Raw genomic sequence first — 19,526 nt, 5'->3', positions numbered from 1 at the left:
TCCTTTATCATCAAAGCCAGTTGTTCAATTCTTTCCTCAACAGGTAATGTCTTTAGTTCCTCCAAATCAGGAAAAACCTCTTTTATCAAAGCAATAATTTCTTCTGCCTTCTCTTCGTAGCCGATAGCAAGAAGCGTCTTATGTAAAGAACTTGAGAAACCAATATTATCTTTTACTCTCCTTGCATCCGTGGGTTGCGAACATAAAAAAATTATAACCACAATAATCAACCACATAATTTTTAAACTAACCTTTTTCATCTTAAATTTGCCTTATCCATCGTCATTTATCTAACAATGCTAGTATTTCTTTAGGAAACTGCTCAGATAACTTCGGGTCTAAGCGCAGTGCTTCTCTAAAATCTGCTAAGGCTTCCTCTTTTTGATGAAGTGCATAGTACCTCATTAAACCACGGCCCAAATATGCCAATGCAAAACAGGGATTGAGTTCAATGGCTCTATAATAATCACTGATTGCTTCTCTATCTAAACCTAAATTAGCTTGGGAAACCGCACGATTGTAATACGCCAGAGCAAAATCAGGATAAAACCTAATGGCTCTTGTAAAATCGTTAATTGCCTCTTGACGATCACTAGCGTTTACTTTGGAAACCCCGCGACTGTTATACCTTACAGCAATTATTCCTCTTTCATCTAACAATTGGATAATTCTTAAACCGTCCTCTATCGGGCTACCTTCTTTAAGAATCCATACCGACCCTACCTTTGTATAATTATCTTCCCAACTAAAAACTTTACTTTTGTAATATCCTTCTATAGGAGTTAAATCCAAAATTATATAATCCCTGTATAATTTTATTAAATTGGATAAGTGGTCCAGATAAGCTGAAATTATAGCTACTTCCAAACCCAAAGCCCTACCTAAAACATAGACCAGTTGAGCATAGCCTAAGCAATTCGCTTTCTTATCTTGAAGCACATTCGGCAATTCAAATACCGATTCATCGTACCTTATCTCTTTTTCTATCATTACCGCAAGAGCAGTAATTTTCTCATGAGTAGATAAAGATTGTAAATCTCCTAAACGAGGGAAAACTTCTGTTATCCGCCTGCTAATTTCCTCTCCTTTCTTTCTGTAGCCAATTCCTCTAATAACCTCAAGCAAAGTGCTGAATACACTATTTGCATCTTTCAATCTTCTCGCTCCCAGATTTATTCCTCCATTATCTGAATTTTCAAAGAACCGTAGAGTAAAGAGATCCGTAAGCGCAATGCTTATAAAGAACAGAAACAGAATTTTAAAACCAAAAATTTCCTTTTTCATAAATCTGCTTTTAATTGCATGTACTCTTTAGCACGCTCGTAATACTCAGCGTATACCTCATTGAAAATCCTTAGATACAAACTATCCAAAGAATCGGGATAGGTTAATATCCCATTTTCATCTAAAGCAGAATACAGCTTATCGCAAAATCCCCTTATACACTGTAATGCAAAACGACGGTCATCTGCCTGCCAAGCACTAAGATCTATTCCAGAAATTTCAGGGTCTGCACCAAAGAAAGGAATATAGGCAGAATCCATAAAATCCTGCATCTCGCCACTTAAACTAATATCCTTGGAAGCAACCGAAGAGGTAAATTCGGTATCGTTGCTCAAAGCACCTCCTGCGCCGTGTATTGCCCCTAAAGTTCGGGCAAGAGAGCGAGTAAATCTTTCTACTACTTCGCGTGCAGAATATCCATTCCATTCGCTCACGCCATAAATAAGTCTTATATATTCCAGTATCTCTGCATCATAACGACTCCAATCCCAAACCCGGAAATTGGAGGTTTCCCATTTGGTAAGCGTAGTCATAAGCATCTCTCTCTTTACCAAACTTCTTACCCTTTCCATCAACCGGGGGTTATTTTCTATGGTATACGGATAATCATTGCTCCAGAGTAAATCTAAATATTGCTCCACTACTTTTAAATCTTGGGAATAATTCCTCACTCTCTCTCTTAACTCATAGGCAACTGCCAGAAGTTCTTTCCAGGTCAATATTCCCGGAGTAGTAAGAAAATCCTCTCTTGATACCATAAATAATTCACCCTCCCGTTTTACAGGAATCTCTTCAATTAAATTTATCCCGGTATACAAAGGGATTCCCGCGGGGTTACCATCTAATTCAAATAACAGCTTATGGATTGCTAAAGCACGTTTATACTCGGCGACCGCATATCCATAGTCCATTCCTCCAATAAAGGCGTGCGTGCTAAACTGGGTTCTCTCGCTTTCTTCCGCATATAAACGTTCGACCTCTTTACGTCCCAAAGAAAAGTCCTTTAATACCTTGGGAACTCTGATATAAAATGGCCTCTGGTAAACAGTCTCCATACCATTTACCAAACCACTGATATAAGCATGCACCCTCCCTCGACCTGCTCCTTTAAAAACAAGAGTCGTTATTTTAAGTTCACCTGTCGCTCTATCGCGGGTGGCAAATTCAACCTGTAGGTCACGTCCGTGATGAACTAACTGTTGAAAAATAACTGTCCAGTTACCTGCCAGCGTTTGCGTTAACAATTCAGGCATTTCTTTACTGTATCTAACCGTATCCTCTTCTAAAGATATAAGCACCGTATCGGGATCAAAATAATCAAGGGCAAAACCAAAACCTTGTGTTCTTAAATAATTTTCTAACCAACTAACCACCTCTTTAAGTTCTGGGGACATATCAGCTAATTCTAGCCGGGGAGAAGAAACCTTGATAAAGATGGGCTCCTCAGGATAAACTAAAACCGCTCCTCTATCCCTTACTCTACGAAAGCAAAGAGCGGTCTCATCCAGAAGACAAAGAAAAGAAAAATTAAATAAAATTAATAAACTTACCCAAAATTTAAAGAAAACAAATTTTGTCATTATTAACCTGAAACACTTTATCTTTCCCATCTTTAGAAAATTTTTATGCTCTTTGATTTAATCTGTTTCGCTTTTTATAATTCTTATTACCAGAGGGTCGGTGCGCAAGAAATCGCGATAAAAAATACGGTAGATAATATTGCCTTTTCCCGTAAAGAGCGATTTTAAATATTCCTTGTATCTATTTATTCTTCTTTCTATTTCTTCATGAGAGATTTTTTCTCCTGAAATAATAATATCAACCTCTGCCTTATACTTGGTAATTAGTACCTCATAGGCTCTTATAATCGCCTCAATATAGGCAGAAAGTTTTATCTTATTCATAAACAAGTCCTCCACATTAAGACCGAGCCTTTCAAATTCGTAATTTATGAGGTCATCATACATTGCGGCGACAAAATCAATTAATTTTTCTCCTACGCCAAAGTATCCCGAAGCATTCCCACCTGCTTTAATGTCTTTGACCAAAAGAGAAAATTCTCCTTCAGAAAGATGCGTAATGCCAAAAGCATCGCGAAGTGGTTCTATGGATGAAACCATCGCTCCATGTAAGATATGCACATCCAATCCTTTTTCCTCACATAATTTAAAGAATTTCTCTATAACCATCCCTAAAGAGGGTAACCCTCCCTTTAGACTGGTACCTACGACATTCACAATGCCCGTGTCATCACTTAATCTAAACTCAATAAAAGCACTGGGACTTAATTCAATTAAAATGCCGTGTTTTAGCACCGTTTGGCTAATTTGCGCAAATCCATTGGTTGCTAAATCTCTAAGCGTATATTGCGACTTGAGTGAATGATTACAAGGTTCAAGCACCTCGCGGTAAAAATTCCGAAAAATAATTTCTCCATACTCTCCCAGGAATAAGTCAATCACGCTAAAAATATCTTCCTCAATTACCTCCAATATCTCCTTATCTTGGACAATATCTCTCTCCATTTCTTCTATTGCCTCGTGAAGAAGTTCTATAAATTCTTTTCTGTTCGTTGGTAAAGAACTTATATCAATCAAACCATATTTTATATATCTCTCCAAGGTATCAGTGCACTCATCGATTATTTCAACTATTTCAATAGGTAAAGCATTAATTCCTCCGCTACGGATGTCTTTTATAAATAAAGCAAAATCCTCAGCAGGAAGGCTAAGTATACTATATACTCCTTCTATTTCCTTTCGCTCCATTATCTTTCCCGAAACATCCAAAAAAACTATTGCAGGTATATTGTCCCGATATTTATTATTACATTCCTCTTCAATATTCTCTTCGATAATCCGCAAATTCGCCTTATCTTCAGCAGTAAGCATTCCAAATAACTGCATCACTAATACCTCGCCTTTAGATTCTCTTATTTCCAAGAAAGTATTTTCCCTAAAACCAATCCTTATACCGACATCAAGAGATTCCCAGTTCTTAGCAAAAAAATCGGGTTGAATTGCTTCTTCTACCGGTGTATCTTCCTCTAAAGATTTAAGCAGTTTTTCCATAAAAGGAGCATGAGGTGTCTGCAGACGGCGGGCAAACAATTGATTCGCTGTCATGAGAAAAGAAATTATTGCTACAAGGAGCACTTTAAATTTCCGCGAACCCACCATCTTATCCTCCCGGTTAATATGTGGTTATATTTTATAATAATAAATATCTTCCTTAAGAAGATATAACATGAATTTAGGCTTTTGACAAGGGGTAGGAATACTTTATAAACTTGTAAATGAAGAGGATAAAAAAATAGAGATGAGCAAAATTAATGCCAATTTTCGGGAAGGGTTTTACTTAACCTTTACTTTTTCATCCAAGGCATCATTTCCCGCAAGACTTTACCTACTTCTTCAATGCGATGTTTATCTGCTTCTTCCAGAAGTTTATTAAAAAGAGGTCTACCTATTTCATTTTCCTTTATCCATTCCCGAGCAAATTTACCGGATTTAATATCTTTGAGTATCCTACGCATCAATTTGCGTGTCTTTTCTGTGATAATCTTTGGACCACGGGTAAGGTCTCCATAGCAAGCAGTATTAGAAACTCTTCTCCGCATTCCTGAAATTCCGTACTCTTGAATTAAGTCCGTAATAAGCTTCAGCTCATGTAAAACTTCAAAATAGGCAATTTCGGGTTGATATCCTGCCTCTACTAAAACATCAAACCCGGCAGTAATAAGAGCGGTAACTCCTCCACAGAGAACAGTTTGCTCTCCAAATAAATCGGTTTCAGTCTCTTCAGCAAAGGTAGTCTCAATCACTCCTGCTTTTGTAGCACCAATTGCTTTAGCATAAGCTAAAGCAAGTTTTAAAGCACATCCGCTTGCATCTTGGTATACTGCCACTAATGAAGGCACTCCTTTACCTTCTTCATACATCTTTCTTACCAAAGCACCCGGCCCTTTAGGAGCAACCATAAAGACATCTATCTTTTTGGGTGGCTTTATCTGTTTAAAACGAATATTAAAACCGTGAGAAAAACAGAGGGCTTTACCTTTTTTTAAATGAGGACGAATGGCTTCTTTATATACCTTTGCTTGCACATGGTCTTGAGTTAAAATCTGGATAATCTCTGCTTGTTTTGCTGCTTCAAAGGCCGAAACTGGTTCAAAACCGTCTTTCTTTGCTTGTTCAAAATTTGGAGTTCCTTCTAATTCGGAAACCACTACTTTGCATCCGGAATCTCTTAAACAGAGCGCCTGACCTCTTCCTTGAATCCCATATCCAATAATGGCAATCGTTTTATCTTTTAAAATCTCTAAATCCGCATCTTGGTCATAATAAATCTTAGCCATTAATTCCTCCTTTTTGATGGGTTAAATAAAAAATAACCATTAAACAATTCAACTCACCACACTACTTTGCCATTGCCACTCTTCCGGTGCGCATCAATTCTTTTATTCCAAATACTTTTAACTCTTCCAAAAAACTTTTTACTTTTTCTGATTCCGCGCATATTTCCACAATAGCCAAATCTTCGCGAATCTCTAAAAGTTCGGCTTTATATTTATGCACCAGAGAAGTAATTTTGACTTTATCCTCTTTATTAAAACTTATCTTCACTAAGGCAAGCTCACGGTGAATAAAATTCTTCTTGGTAAGGTCAATTACCGAAATAGTATCAATGAGTTTACGCAGTTGTTTTATTATTTGCTCTAATATTCTTTCATCCTTTGCATCTACCACGAGGGTCATTCGAGAAACCGTCGGGTCTTCGGTCTCTCCAACAGCTAAAGAATCGATATTAAATCCCCGAGCACTAAAAAGACCGGAAATCCTTGCTAAAACTCCTGGTCTGTTCTCTACTAAAACCGATATAGTATGTTTCATTTATTTTATATTTTCACGCCATTCCGCCAATCATTCTATCAATCGCCTCTCCAGCGGGAACCATGGGAAAAACATTCTCTTCTGGCTCAACCTGGAAATCGATAAATACAGTATTGTCTATAGAAAGTGCCTTCTCGATTGCCGGACGGACTTCCTCTTTTTTGGTCACACGTATCCCCACCGCTCCATAACTCTCTGCCAATTTCACAAAATCGGGATTATTAAGGCAGGTGTGAGAATAACGTCTTTTGTAAAATAATTCCTGCCACTGTCTTACCATTCCTAAATAACCATTATTAAGAATTGCCACTTTGACATTTATATGATTACAGACACAGGTAGCCAATTCCTGAATATTCATCTGAATTGAGCCGTCTCCTGCAATATCGAAAACTTGTTTCTCAGGACAGCCAACTTTTGCACCCATTGCCGCAGGAAAACCAAACCCCATCGTCCCCAACCCACCACTAGAAATAAATGTGCGCGGTTTATTATACTTATACCACTGGGCTGCCCACATCTGGTTTTGTCCTACTTCCGTAGTAATAATTGCCTCGCCTTTTGTTGCTTCATAAATCTGCTCCACTACATACTGAGGTTTGAGCTTCCCATCATCTTTATATCTTAAAGGGTTGTTCAACCTCCATTCATTAATCTGTTTAAGCCAATTAGCCGTATCAGGAAATTCTTTAATTTCTCCTTGCAATTGCCCCAAAACATTCTTCGCATCTCCCACAATAGGAATATCTACTTTAACATTCTTACTGATAGAAGCGGGGTCTATATCAATATGCACAATTTTTGCATAAGGTGCAAAAGCATCCACTTTTCCCGTAACACGGTCATCAAAACGCGCCCCCACTGAAATAACCAAATCCGCATTCTGAATTGCTAAATTAGCGTAAACCGTGCCGTGCATACCTAACATCCCTAAAAAGAGTTCATGTGTTCCCGGAAAACCACCCAGTCCCATTAAAGTTGAAGCCACGGGAATTTTGAGGCTTTCCGCAAGTGATTTTAACTCTCGACTCGCTCCTGAAGAAATCACCCCTCCTCCAATGTAAAAAATGGGTTTTTTGGCTTCAGTGATTGCCTTAGCTAATTTCTTAATCTGCCCCAAATGCCCAAAGTAAGTAGGTTTGTATCCCCGAATATTAACCTCCTGGGGCCAGATGAATTCCGTTTCTTGCAATTGCACATCCACGGGCAGGTCAATTAAAACCGGACCAGGTCTTCCTGTAGAAGCAATATAAAAAGCCTCTCTCACAACAAGAGCAAGGTCTTTAACGTCTTTTACCAAATAATTGTATTTAGTAATCGGACGGGTTATTCCTGTAACATCTGCTTCCTGGAAAGCATCATTACCAATCAAAAATGTTTTTACCTGTCCGGTGATAGCCACAATGGGAATAGAATCCATATAGGCATTAGCAATGCCCGTGGTAAGATTAGTGGCTCCCGGACCAGAGGTAGCAATACAAACTCCTACCTTTCCTGTAGCTCGGGCATAACCATCGGCAGCGTGCGCTGCCCCTTGTTCGTGACGCGTCAAAATAAATCTTAGGGGAGAATCATAAAGCACATCAAAAATGGGCAAAACTGACCCCCCAGGATAACCAAACATCACTTCTACGCCTTCCTTGCGTAAACTCTCTGCTAAAATTTTTGCTCCCGTAAGTTTCATATTTTAAAAATTGAAAAATGGTTTAATTTATTTGTTGCAATTATAACAAAAGAGAAGCACCTTTGCAAATAAATTATCTAACGTTTAGGGAAGAGTAAAACCAGAAGTTAATACTTTCTCAATTAACTCCAGTAGTTCCTTATAGGGTTGGATAAATTTAAAGTTACCTTCTACAACGAGGGGATGGTGGTCAATTTCGTAAAGAGTTAAACCACCTTCTTCAAAAGAAATCATGTCTTTCATTGACCTCGCAAATAACTCGTTCTCTAATAATCTCGCTAATAATTCATCAGCTACAGGCTCATCTGTGGTTCTTTTCTCTATAGGAAGCAAAGCAAACTCCGCTGAAGATAAAACCGTGGGGGGAATAGCAAAAATGTCTGCTCCCAGCAAATGCTGGATATGATTTGTATTTCTTATACTTGCCGTAATTATTTGGGGCCTGTGAGAAAATGAGTACCCTCCTTGTTCTATTTCTGCTAAGTACCTTTTTTGGAGGAGCTTTGCAAAATATATGCCTGCTATAGGATTACCTTGATAATCTTTTATATCATTGCCCTCTCTTGCCAAAAAATCATCCCATCTTCCTAAAAACGGACTAATGCACATCTTAATCTTATCATTCTCTAAACCGGATTCTTGGGCTTTTTGTATACCTATCTCAAATCTTCTCAAACCCTCAAGTGCCTGGGCAATGGAAAAACTAGAGTCAAATTTACATTTATTCCAGAAGCGATAAGAATTTCCGTCGTTTTTAAACCTGCCTCGGTAGCGGGAATTTTTATAAAAATTCTCTCTACATCTAAACCTCTCTCCTCAGCTATTTGATAAATTAAATTCGCCTCCTCTACCATCGCCTCTGTATCGTTATGAAAGCGAGGGTCAACTTCCCAACTTATGGGGCCGGAGAATCCCTTTAAGGCACTTTCTAACAAATCGGCAGTAAGTTCCAGCAAAACTGCTTTGAGCAAAGGGTCTTCATCTATGTTTAATCTTTCTAAAGTCCTTCCCATATCCAAAAGACGCTCTGTGTACATTCTCGGACCTTTTAAATATTTATCTGCCAAAGTGAGAATTCTTTTTTCGTAAATTTGGGGATTTTTTCTAATCGCCTCAGTAATGAGTGCGGGATTAGAAGTGCCACCGCTAGCTCCTAAATCTACCGCTTTTTTAACCTCTGTAGGCTCGGCAGTATCCACCCAGACCTGCGTACCCTGTGCCTGTATTGCCTTGACCACGGCGTTAATCCGCAAGGACAAATCATCTTTTACTCTACGACACAAGACTGTTTGAGGCAAGAGGAGAGATAAATAAGTCAAGGTAGCAAACCAAAAAACTAAACCCTTTTTTTTCATCGCTTATGTACCTTTTAAAATATTCTGGCAGGATGAAAATAAATATAAAACTCTACAAAATTAAAGATAGCATATGATTTTGTTTATGTCAAGGTGGGCACGGAAATTACATTTAGAACTTAGAAAATTCTTTCTACTCAAAACCTAAAAGATACGCAACTAAAACCAAACTCCTATTCCTTAAACACCGCTCCACTTGAAGCTGAGGTAACTTCTTTGGTATAGCGGAAAAGATAACCTGATTTTACTTTGGGGGTAAATGGCTTAAGCATTTTCAAGCGTCTTTCTATCTGATGTCGGTCTAATTCCACTTCAAGTTTTCTTGCGGGAATATCGATATTAACCACATCGCCATCCTTTAAGATAGCCAGAGGACCGCCTTCGGCTGCTTCAGGTGAAATATGCCCAATACATGGACCGCGGGTCCCTCCGGAAAATCTTCCATCGGTAATTAAAGCGACAGACTCTGCTAATCCCATACCCGCAATGGCAGAAGTAGGACTAAGCATCTCTCTCATTCCAGGACCACCTTTAGGACCTTCGTATCTAATGACAATCACGCTCTTTTCCTTAATCTTTCGCTGTAAAATAAATTTCATAGCGGATTCTTCAGAATCAAAAACTTTGGCTCTACCTCTAAACTTCAAAACCTTTTCACTTACCGCAGATTGTTTTACTACCGCCCCTTCCGGAGCAAGATTTCCTTTTAAAATAGCAATCCCGCCCTCAAAACGATAGGCACGTTCTAAAGGACGAATTACCTCCTCATCAAAAATTACTGCCTCTTTGGCAATCTCTTTTATTCTTCTACCAGAAACTGTAAAATTATCTTCCAAAAAACCTTCTAAGCGTTTAAGCACCGCGGGAATTCCACCGGCGTATTCCAAATCTTCCATAAAATATTCACCTGCAGGTTCAATACAAGCGATGTTGGGGGTTTTTCTGCTTATTTCATCAAACAAATCCAAATCAAGTTTTACCTTCGCCTCTTGAGCAATGGCCATAAGATGTAAAACAGTATTGGTAGAACCCCCCAAAGCCATATCCACGGTAATGGCATTTTTGAAACTTTTAAGGTTCATAATCTTACGTGGAGTAATGTTTTCTTTTACCAACTCCACGATCCTTTCTCCGCTTTCTTGAGCAATGCGTAATTTTTTTGCCGAAACTGCTAAAGCAGTGGCACAACCTGGGAGACTCATTCCCATTGCTTCCGTCAAACAAGCCATAGTATTGGCAGTATAGAGTCCCTGACAAGAACCTGCACCCGGACAGGCACATAACTCTACTTCCTCCAACTCTTTTCTGTCTATTTCTTTTTTCTCAAATCTACCCACCGCCTCAAATGCACCTCTGACCAAAGCAAGCCGTTGTTGCTTATATCTTCCTCCCAACATTGGTCCCGCAGTCACCACTATTGTGGGAATATTTAGTCTTGCACAAGCCATAAGCATACCTGGAGTTATCTTATCACAGTTAGTAAGACAAACAAGCCCGTCTAAAGCATGGGCATTGATCACTGTTTCAACTATATCGGCAATTAATTCTCGGGAGGCAAGCGAATATTTCATGCCCGAGTGTCCCATGGCAATACCATCACAAATCCCAGGAACACCAAAGAAAAAAGGCACACCTCCTCCTGCCATAATCCCCCGTTCAATGGAGCGTTCCAGAGAACGCATATGGACATGGCCGGGAATGATATCGGTATAAGCAGTGGCCACCGCGATGAACGGTTTATGCAAGTCTCTTCTTGAAATCCCCGTTGCATAAAGAAGTGCTCGATGAGGAGCAAATTGGTAAGACCCTTTATAAATATCACTCCGCATAGCTTACTCCTTTCATGTTTTACAATATCTTACAATATCGGTAAATATTTCTCTATTTCGTAATGTGTTACCTGTGCTTTATATTCGTCCCACTCCATCTTTTTATTCCGGATAAAGTATTCAAAAACTCTCTCGCCAAGCGCTCTTTTTACCAACTCTGACCTCTCGGTGATTTTTATTGCCTCATACAAATCCTCAGGCAATGAACCAATCTTTGCCTTCCTTCTCTCTTCTTCTGTCATTTCATAGATATTATCATTGGCAGAAGGAGGAAGTTCGTATTTTTTCTCTATACCCTCCAGTCCAGCAGCAAGCATCACCGAAAAGGCTAAATAGGGATTACACGCAGGGTCAGGTGCACGATACTCCACACGCATCGATTTTTCTTTCCCGGGTTTATACATCGGAACACGAATAAGTGCCGAACGGTTCATCTGTGCCCAACAGATATATACCGGCGCCTCATAGCCAGGGACAAGGCGTTTGTAAGAATTGACCCATTGATTGGTTATGGAAGTGATTTCCTGAGCATGTTTTAAAAGACCCGCAATAAAATATTTTGCTATTTGAGACAAATGCAATTTATCTTTAGGGTCAAAAAAAGCATTTTTGTCTCCCTTGAATAGAGACTGGTGCGTATGCATTCCCGAGCCATTTATCCCATAAACTGGCTTGGGCATAAAGGTAGCATGGAGCCCTTTCTGTTGGGCAATTTCCTTAACTGCTAACCGATAAGTCATCACACTATCTGCCATGAGAAGTGCTTCGTTATAACGCAGGTCAATCTCATGCTGACTGGAAGATACTTCATGGTGGCTATATTCAACAATAATTCCTGATTCTTCCAAGGCATTCACAGTGTCATTTCTTACACTCTGCGCAATGTCTAAAGGAGTAAGGTCAAAATAACTTCCTCTATCCAAAAAAATTGTATTTTTTGGATTGTTAAAATAGAAAAATTCCAATTCCGGACCTACATAAAATGTAAATCCCATTTTCTTCGCTCGTTCTAAATTTTTCTTCAGCACAAAGCGCGGGTCTGCTTCAAAGGGATTACCCCTTGGAGTATAAATATCACAAAACATCCTGGCAATAGGTTCTTCTTTCGACTCCCAAGGTAAAATAGCAAATGTCCGAAGGTCAGGACGAGCAATCATATCCGATTCTTCTATACGTGCAAATCCCTCAATAGAAGAGCCGTCAAATCCCATTCCATCTTCCAAGGCACGCGGTAGTTCGTTTATGGTAATAGTGAACCCCTTCAAAAAACCAAGCACATCGGTAAACCATAAACGAATAAATTTCACCTTCTTCTCTTTAACCACTTTCAAAATATCCTGTTTCGTTCTTACTGCCATCTTTCTCCTCCATTATCAAATATTGTTACAATAAACCCTAAATAAACTCAGAACTGATGTCGCTTTTCAGAAATATGGACTCTGTGTTTAGGATCTAAATTCATCTTAAATTAACAACATTTTTTGAGAAAAGACTCTATGCGTTTCATTGCTTCCTTAAGTTTATCCATACTTGCTGCATAGGAAATTCTTACAAAACCCTCTCCACAAGAACCAAAAGCAGTTCCGGGAACAACTGCTACTTTCTCTTCTTTTAAAAGATGGTTAGCAAATTCTAAAGAACTTAATCCGGTTTTATTGATAACAGGAAAAACATAAAACGCTCCTTGGGGTTTAAAACATTCAAGTCCTATCTCATTCAACCTCTGAACCACAAACTCTCTCCTTCTTCTATACTCATTTTTCATCTCTTCCACTTGTTTTTGGCCACTTTCCAACGCTTCAGAAGCGGCCATTTGACTTATAATTGGAACACACATTATTGTATACTGATGTATCTTGTTCATTGCAGAGATAATCTCCTTTCTGCCACAAACATAACCCACACGCCAGCCCGTCATAGCATATGCTTTAGAAAAACCGTTTAGATAAATTGTATTATCCTTTACCCCTTTCAACGAAGCAAAAGGGGTATGCGAAAAATCATAAGTCAATTCATCGTATATTTCATCACTAATTACTAAAAGGTTTTTCTTTAGGATAATTTTCTTTATCTCTTCTAGTTCTTTTTTCGTATAAGAAACTCCTGTAGGATTGGCAGGATAATTTAGAATTATTGCCTTGGTATTTTTTTTACATGCCTTTTCTATCGTCTCAGGATGCAATTTGAACCCTTCAGCTGACCTTGTTTCTAAATAAACAGGTTCTCCTCCGGCAAGAATGGTAACCGGTCCATAAGAAACATAACTCGGCTGAGGGATAAGTACCTTCTCTTCTGGCTCAAGAATGGCTCTTAAAACCAAATCCAATCCTTCACTTGTTCCTACCGTAACCAAAATCTCTTCCTCCGGGTCATATTCTAAGCCATAACGCTTCTTAAGAAAGCGTGAGATGGAGAGTCTTAATTTAAAAAGCCCTTTGTTGGAGGTATAAGAAGTAAATCCCTGTTCTAAAGCATAAATCCCTGCCTCACGGATATGCCAAGGAGTAACAAAATCTGGTTCTCCCACACCCAGAGAAATTACTTCCTTCATCCCTAACACTAAATCAAAAAATTGGCGGATACCCGAAGGTGCCAGATTTTCCACGCGTTTAGAAACCATTTTCGTTATTCCCATTGGATTCGTTTAAATCGTTATCCTTTTTGGATTAATCAATATACAAACAAAATCAACTAACAAAACAAAGCAAACCCTTAATAAGAAATCGCTATGCGTCTATTTTCTTCCTTGTGTTTCAATATTACTCCATTTTCTTTATATTTTTTCAACAAGAAATGGGTCACCGTTCCCCTCACATTCTCTAAAGGAGAAAGTTTTTCTGCAACAAAATTGGAAACAGTGTGGATGTTTTTACCCTCTACAACCAAAAGTAAATCGTATGTTCCAGAAACAAGATAACAACTTATTACTTCGGGAAATTGATAAATTCTTTCCGCAATGTGGTCAAAACCCAAATTCTTTTGCGGAGTAACATTTACCTCAATCAGGGCGCGCACTTCATTATCTTCATCTTTTATCAATTCCTGATTAATTATTGCTTTATACCCAAGAATTATTCCTTCCTTCTCATACTTCTTTATTGCCTTAACTACCTCAGAAACCTTCCTGTTAGTCATCTTAGCTATTTCTTCTGGAGTAGTTCGGGCATCTTTTTCTAAAATCTCCAATATCTCATCCATTTTAACCTCCCCATTAATTAAATATTAATTGTTTAAAAGTTAAATGGAAAACTATTTAACTATTTTACAAATTCTTGGCATTTGCCGTTTGTGTTCCGTATTTTTTATTAAACTCTTTATTTTCTTTAATCGGGGTGAGGGTTTAATCTTTTTTTTGTTCTCCAATCCTTCCAATATCTCATCCAACTCCTGATAGCTAATTCCTAATTCTTTTTCATCTGCCTGCCCGGGCCAGAGTCCTGCGGTAGGAATTTTATTAATTATTTTTTCCGGTATTTCTATTTCTTTAGCCAGCCTTCTCACCTGAGACTTCAAAAGGTCTCCTAAAGGGAGAATGTCTGCTGCTCCGTCTCCAAATTTTGTAAAATATCCACAGAGTAACTCTGATTTATTAGAGGTTCCGCAAACTAAATAGTTAAGTTTATTGGCAAAGTAATAAAGTACAAGCATCCTTAACCTTGCCTTTAAGTTTGCATAAGCAATTCTATTACCTGTAGGTAAAATCTGGGTCAGCCTTCGATAACTATCGGTCAAATCAACAACCTTTGTCGCCAGACCAAAAATCTGAGACAAAAGCGTCGCATCATCCAAATCTTCTTGTGAACTTTCGCAAGGAAGCACAAGACATAAAAGGCTGTCTTTTACTGCCTGTTTTGCCAAAACTGCGGTGACCGCTGAGTCAACTCCTCCGCTCAATCCTAGAACAATTCCTTTTTTTCCAGAATTCTTTAATTCCTTTTTTATCCAAGAAATTATCTTTTTATCCAAGTTTATCATCTCAACTAAATACGTTTATAATAATTAGAAACCAGATTATACAGTTAGAACCTCTTCCAGAAAAGGTTCTTTTCTCTTTAAAACAATTTTTACTGCCCCTTTAACCTTATCGGCATAAGAGGCAACCTTTTTAGAAATCTCGTTTATAAATTTATCGGTATCTTCCCCTTTTGCTAAAGCAACCGGTCCTGGTGTTTCTATCACCTGCAGTAGTAAATCTTTTGGTTTAGCAAAATTTATCAATTTTCGATTATCCTCCTCATTTCTTCCCACCACTAGTTTTAATCCTGAAGAGATACGAAAATATCTCCCCAATTTTAGAAGATTAATATTATCTAAGTCCAGTTCGTTATATTCTAAAAGTTCTTCAACCCTCTGAGAAAAAATTGGGTCGGTAAGAAGACAACCTCCTGCTGGTTCTAAATAATTTTTAATATTTAATTTTTTCAAAAGTTCAAATTGTTTTTTCCGTGAACGTCCCTGGATGGAAAAAAGTTTTTCTCTCTCTACCCAGCCCTCTTTTTCAGGAATGGTTGGCTCTAATAACTTTGCCGAAAGTGGCCTCAAAACAAAACCCTCTAAAGCGGCTTCTCTGTCTATCAATTCCAAACTGCGTAAATTCTGAGACATCGGTCTTTCTCCTAACACCTCACCCGTAACCACAAACTTAGCATCGTTCTCAAGCATACATTCTTTTGTCTTCTTGAGCATAAAAATTCTGCAATCAATACAAGGATTTAAGTTGTTGCCGTAACCATACTTAGGCGATTTAACCACTTCTAAGAACTCTTCTGAAACATCTTTTATTTCAAGAGTAACATCCAATTCTTCTGCTATATTCCGGATAACTCGCTCACAACCTTCTTTATCCCTACTATGCGGACAGAAAACTGTGTAAAAATAAACCGCCTTTAATTCTATTCCTAAATCGAGGATTATTTTTGTCGCTAAAGTAGAATCTAATCCTCCAGAAAAAAGACTTAACGCCTTTATTTTCATAGAGAAAATTATACTTTAGAAGAAGGGGAAAGGCAAGCGAATTCCACTAAAGAGTTATACAGAGGACAGCGTAAAATAAAACAGTATTCACTTAGAAAAAATTTTAGCAAATTTCAACTTTCCTACCTTAAGTACCACCGGTTTCTTAAGCTCTATTTCTAAATCGGAATTGGTAATCTTCTCACCATTAAGGCTCACTCCACCTTGTTCAATTAAACGTCTTGCTTCGGCATTGGTAGAAGCAAAATTCAACAGGCGCATTAGTTTAACAATCCAGATACGGTCATTTTTCAAATCCCCACGTGGAACTCTAAACTCTAAGATGTTTTCTGGAACCTCCTTACTTTTGAAAACCCGCTCAAAATTCTCAAAAGCGTCTTCTGCCTTTATTACTCCATGATACTGCCTAACAATATCTTTGGCTAAATTTAATTTTGCCTCCCGGGGATGGGTATTTTTTAACACCTCTAAAGGAAAATTTGTAAGCAATTCGTAATATTTGGGCATGATTTCATCCGGAATAGACATTATTTTCCCAAACATCTCCTGGGAATCTTCATCAATACCAATGTAATTATTTAAACTCTTAGACATTTTTTCTTTACCATCGGTACCTTCCAGAAGAGGCATGGTAAGAATTATCTGTGGACTCTTTCCGTAATCCCGCATAAGTTCACGCCCTACCAAAAGGTTGAATTTCTGGTCTGTTCCTCCTATCTCTAAATCAGCATCCAAAACTACGGAATCGTAACCTTGAATTAGTGGATAGAGAAACTCAAGTAAGGTTATAGGTCTATTCTCTTTATAACGCTTAGAAAAATCATCGCGTTCCAAAAGTCTTGCCACCGTATAACGGGAGGCAAGGTCCAAAATATTTTCAAATTTCATTTTCTCACACCAAGAAGAATTATAGACTATTTTTGTCTTTCCCTTGTCCAAAATCTTAAAAATTTGTTTCTCGTAAGTAGAAACATTCTTTTTTACTTCCTCCCGTGAAAGGGGCTTTCTTGTAACCGAGCGCCCAGAAGGATCCCCAATCCTCGCCGTAAAATCGCCGATCAAGAAATAAACCACATGCCCCAAATCTTGAAAAAGTTTTAGTTTACGTAAAAGCACAGTGTGTCCAAGGTGTAAATCTGGTGCTGAAGGGTCAAAACCTGCTTTTATCTTAAGGGGCACCCCTCGCTCATAAAAATTTTTCAATTTTTGATGGAGCTCCTCCAGAGAAATAATGTCCACTGCTCCCCGCTGAATTAATTCTATGTCTTTCTCTATTTTTTCCCTTAAAGTCTCTTCTCCCATGACCAATACCCACCTCTACTCAAGTTTGGTACTTAAACCAATTTGTCTCCTTTCATTATCAATCTTTACCACCTTTACCTTAAGTTTATCGCCGACTTTATATATCTCTTCGAGTTTACTTGCCAGAGAAGGGTCGATTTCCGAAATGTGTAAAAGCCCTTCTAATTCGGGAGTAAGCTCTACAAAAACTCCAAAATTTGTTACCTTATTTATTTTTCCTTCTATAACGGTATCAACTTTAAACTTCTCTACCAGTTGTTGCCAAGGATCAGGAATTAGTTGTTTTATCCCTAAATTAACTCGACGATTTTCCTCATCTAAGGAAACAACTATTGCTTCTATTTTCTCGCCTTTTTTCAGAACTTCTGCAGGAGTTCTCAACTTCTTTGTCCAGGAAATATCTGAAACATGAATCATGCCTTCTACACCATCTTCCAATTCTACAAAGGCTCCGTAGTCAGTAATGTGTTTTATCTTACCTTTGACCTTTGTTCCCACAGGATAGTTGGTAGTAATTTTAATCCACGGGTCTTGTTCCAACTGTCTTATACTCAAAGAAATTTTTTTATTCTCTGCATCAACACTTAAAACAACAACTTCTATCGCATCTCCTATTGCTACAAACTCATGGGGGTCATGAACTTTTTTCGTCCAAGAGAACTCCGAAATATGAATCAATCCCTCAATCCCTTTATCCAACTCTACAAATGCTCCGTAAGGAACAATGTTTACCACCTTCCCCTTAACTCGGGAACCCACCGTAAATTTCTTTTCCACTTCCTTCCAGGGGTTCTCGGTCTTCTGTTTCAAACCCAAAGAAACCTTGGCATTTTCTCTGTCTACGTTCAGAACAACCACATCAATCTTGTCCCCCAAAGCAAGCATCTCTGAGGGATGACTGATTCTGCCCCATGTCATATCCGTAATGTGTAAAAGTCCGTCAACGCCACCCAAGTCTATAAACGCCCCGTAATCGGTAATGTTCTTTACTGTGCCAGTACGAATATCTCCTTCTTTCATGCTTTCAAGCATCTTCTTCTTCGCCTCTTCTTTCTCCAAAAGCATTACATCCTTACGAGAGACTACAACGTTGTGACGCTGTTTATTCATTTTTACAATTCTGAACTTAAAGGTCTGTCCCAGCATCCTGTCAACTCCTGCGGGGGCTTTTACACCACAAAGGGAGGAGGGAAGAAATGCCTCTACTCCTATATCTACCATAAGCCCACCCTTTACTTTACGCACCACTCTCCCTTCAATTAAATCGCCTTCTTTATAATTTTCCAGAATTCGTTCCCACCCCAGCGTACGGTCTGCTTTAATTTTAGAAAGGACTACAACACCGTTCTCATTCTCCAAGTCATCTATATACACATCAATCTCATCTCCCACCTTTATACCTGAAATATCCGAGAATTCAGATTTAGGAAGGAATCCTTCCGCCTTGTAACCAATATCCACAATTACGTCATTACCCCTAATTTCAACAATTTTACCTTTAATGATATTACCCTCTTCCAAGTTTTTAATCGTCGTGGCATAAATCTCTGCCAACTCCTCCCTGCTCAAACTTTCTTTTTTCTCTTCTGACATTAAATATCACCTCCGTTTTTTAAGATTTTGCTCTCTCTTTCAAAAGACGCACTCTTTCCCAAACCAATGAAACTATTTCTTCTGCGGTGCGGTTATCTGGATCAACAGGTTCTCCCACAAAAGCACGGATTTTTTTAAAACGAATAAAACAAGCATTCACTGGCAAAGCCAGATTTGTCCCCTCCAGATATACAGGAACTACTTTTGTATTTGCCACCTGCGCTAGAAACCCCACACCTAATAAAGGATTACCCAATTCCCCGTTTAGGGAACGCCTCCCTTCGGGAAAAATCACCAAGTTACCACCTTTTTTTAAAACCTTTATCCCTCGGCGTAACGCTTTTATATCCTGTCTTTCCCTGTCCAGAGGGATGGAATTTAAGTTTCTGATAATTAAAGCAAAAACTCTATTTCTAAAAAGGTCCTCCCGTGCCATAAAATTAAGTGGTGTAGGTGTCAAAATTCCAATCGCTATAGGGTCAAGATAACTTGAGTGATTGGAAGCAATAATATAAGGACCTCTCTGGGGAAGATTATTTTTCCCGTATATCCTGTATCTAAAAAATATCTTAAAAATAACATAACATAACCATCTTGATACGCAATAAAACAT

General features: G+C 38.5%; 16 protein-coding genes and 1 pseudogene. All 17 read right to left on the bottom strand.

All coding sequences use genetic code 11. The annotated features are described in order from the left end of the window. Positions 1–260, bottom strand: a 260-nt coding sequence (locus NC818_06000) for a hypothetical protein (protein MCM8784304.1), incomplete at its 3' end; no start/stop codon positions are given. A 22-nt stretch (positions 261–282) separates the two neighbouring features. Next, complete coding sequence (locus NC818_05995; protein ID MCM8784303.1) at positions 283–1,284, bottom strand: hypothetical protein; 1,002 nt, start codon at positions 1,282–1,284, stop codon at positions 283–285. Next, positions 1,281–2,894 (bottom strand): hypothetical protein, encoded by a 1,614-nt coding sequence (locus tag NC818_05990; GenBank protein MCM8784302.1) that lies wholly within the window; start codon positions 2,892–2,894, stop codon positions 1,281–1,283. Before NC818_05990 ends, NC818_05995 begins: the two co-directional genes overlap by 4 nt. 27 nt (positions 2,895–2,921) lie before the next feature. Next, on the bottom strand, positions 2,922–4,463 hold the full coding sequence (locus NC818_05985) for a hypothetical protein (protein MCM8784301.1): 1,542 nt from the start codon (positions 4,461–4,463) through the stop codon (positions 2,922–2,924). Between the two features lie 185 nt (positions 4,464–4,648). After that, positions 4,649–5,641 carry a ketol-acid reductoisomerase gene (gene ilvC / locus NC818_05980; protein MCM8784300.1) on the bottom strand — a complete coding sequence of 331 codons (993 nt, stop codon included), beginning with the start codon at positions 5,639–5,641 and terminating at the stop codon, positions 4,649–4,651. Between the two features lie 61 nt (positions 5,642–5,702). After that, positions 5,703–6,176 (bottom strand): acetolactate synthase small subunit, encoded by a 474-nt coding sequence (gene ilvN / locus NC818_05975; protein ID MCM8784299.1) that lies wholly within the window; start codon positions 6,174–6,176, stop codon positions 5,703–5,705. A 13-nt stretch (positions 6,177–6,189) separates the two neighbouring features. After that, positions 6,190–7,860, bottom strand: coding sequence for a biosynthetic-type acetolactate synthase large subunit (gene ilvB / locus NC818_05970; protein ID MCM8784298.1), 1,671 nt, complete (start codon positions 7,858–7,860; stop codon positions 6,190–6,192). A gap of 84 nt (positions 7,861–7,944) precedes the next feature. Next, positions 7,945–9,215 (bottom strand): annotated as a pseudogene (locus NC818_05965) (transaldolase family protein). A gap of 173 nt (positions 9,216–9,388) precedes the next feature. After that, the gene (ilvD, locus tag NC818_05960) at positions 9,389–11,044 is read right to left on the bottom strand and encodes a dihydroxy-acid dehydratase (protein MCM8784297.1); all 1,656 of its coding nucleotides are present in this window, start codon (positions 11,042–11,044) and stop codon (positions 9,389–9,391) included. Between the two features lie 29 nt (positions 11,045–11,073). Continuing rightward, on the bottom strand, positions 11,074–12,402 hold the full coding sequence (locus NC818_05955; GenBank protein MCM8784296.1) for a glutamine synthetase family protein: 1,329 nt from the start codon (positions 12,400–12,402) through the stop codon (positions 11,074–11,076). Between the two features lie 110 nt (positions 12,403–12,512). Further along, positions 12,513–13,673 (bottom strand): aminotransferase class I/II-fold pyridoxal phosphate-dependent enzyme, encoded by a 1,161-nt coding sequence (locus tag NC818_05950; protein ID MCM8784295.1) that lies wholly within the window; start codon positions 13,671–13,673, stop codon positions 12,513–12,515. Between the two features lie 83 nt (positions 13,674–13,756). After that, the gene (locus tag NC818_05945) at positions 13,757–14,242 is read right to left on the bottom strand and encodes an Lrp/AsnC family transcriptional regulator (protein MCM8784294.1); all 486 of its coding nucleotides are present in this window, start codon (positions 14,240–14,242) and stop codon (positions 13,757–13,759) included. 51 nt (positions 14,243–14,293) lie between these two features. Beyond that, positions 14,294–15,019 carry an NAD+ synthase gene (locus NC818_05940; GenBank protein MCM8784293.1) on the bottom strand — a complete coding sequence of 242 codons (726 nt, stop codon included), beginning with the start codon at positions 15,017–15,019 and terminating at the stop codon, positions 14,294–14,296. A gap of 36 nt (positions 15,020–15,055) precedes the next feature. Continuing rightward, positions 15,056–16,018, bottom strand: a complete 963-nt coding sequence (locus tag NC818_05935) for a hypothetical protein (GenBank protein MCM8784292.1) — start codon at positions 16,016–16,018, stop codon at positions 15,056–15,058. An 87-nt stretch (positions 16,019–16,105) separates the two neighbouring features. Continuing rightward, positions 16,106–17,320 carry a tyrosine--tRNA ligase gene (gene tyrS / locus NC818_05930; protein MCM8784291.1) on the bottom strand — a complete coding sequence of 405 codons (1,215 nt, stop codon included), beginning with the start codon at positions 17,318–17,320 and terminating at the stop codon, positions 16,106–16,108. Between the two features lie 15 nt (positions 17,321–17,335). After that, complete coding sequence (rpsA, locus tag NC818_05925) at positions 17,336–18,913, bottom strand: 30S ribosomal protein S1 (GenBank protein MCM8784290.1); 1,578 nt, start codon at positions 18,911–18,913, stop codon at positions 17,336–17,338. 19 nt (positions 18,914–18,932) lie between these two features. After that, positions 18,933–19,526, bottom strand: a complete 594-nt coding sequence (locus NC818_05920) for a 1-acyl-sn-glycerol-3-phosphate acyltransferase (GenBank protein MCM8784289.1) — start codon at positions 19,524–19,526, stop codon at positions 18,933–18,935.

The organism is Candidatus Omnitrophota bacterium, from assembly GCA_023819145.1.
In the GTDB taxonomy this organism is placed as follows: domain Bacteria; phylum Omnitrophota; class Gorgyraeia; order DTHP01; family DTHP01; genus JBFWKV01.
This window is presented reverse-complemented; position numbering and strand designations above follow the sequence as displayed.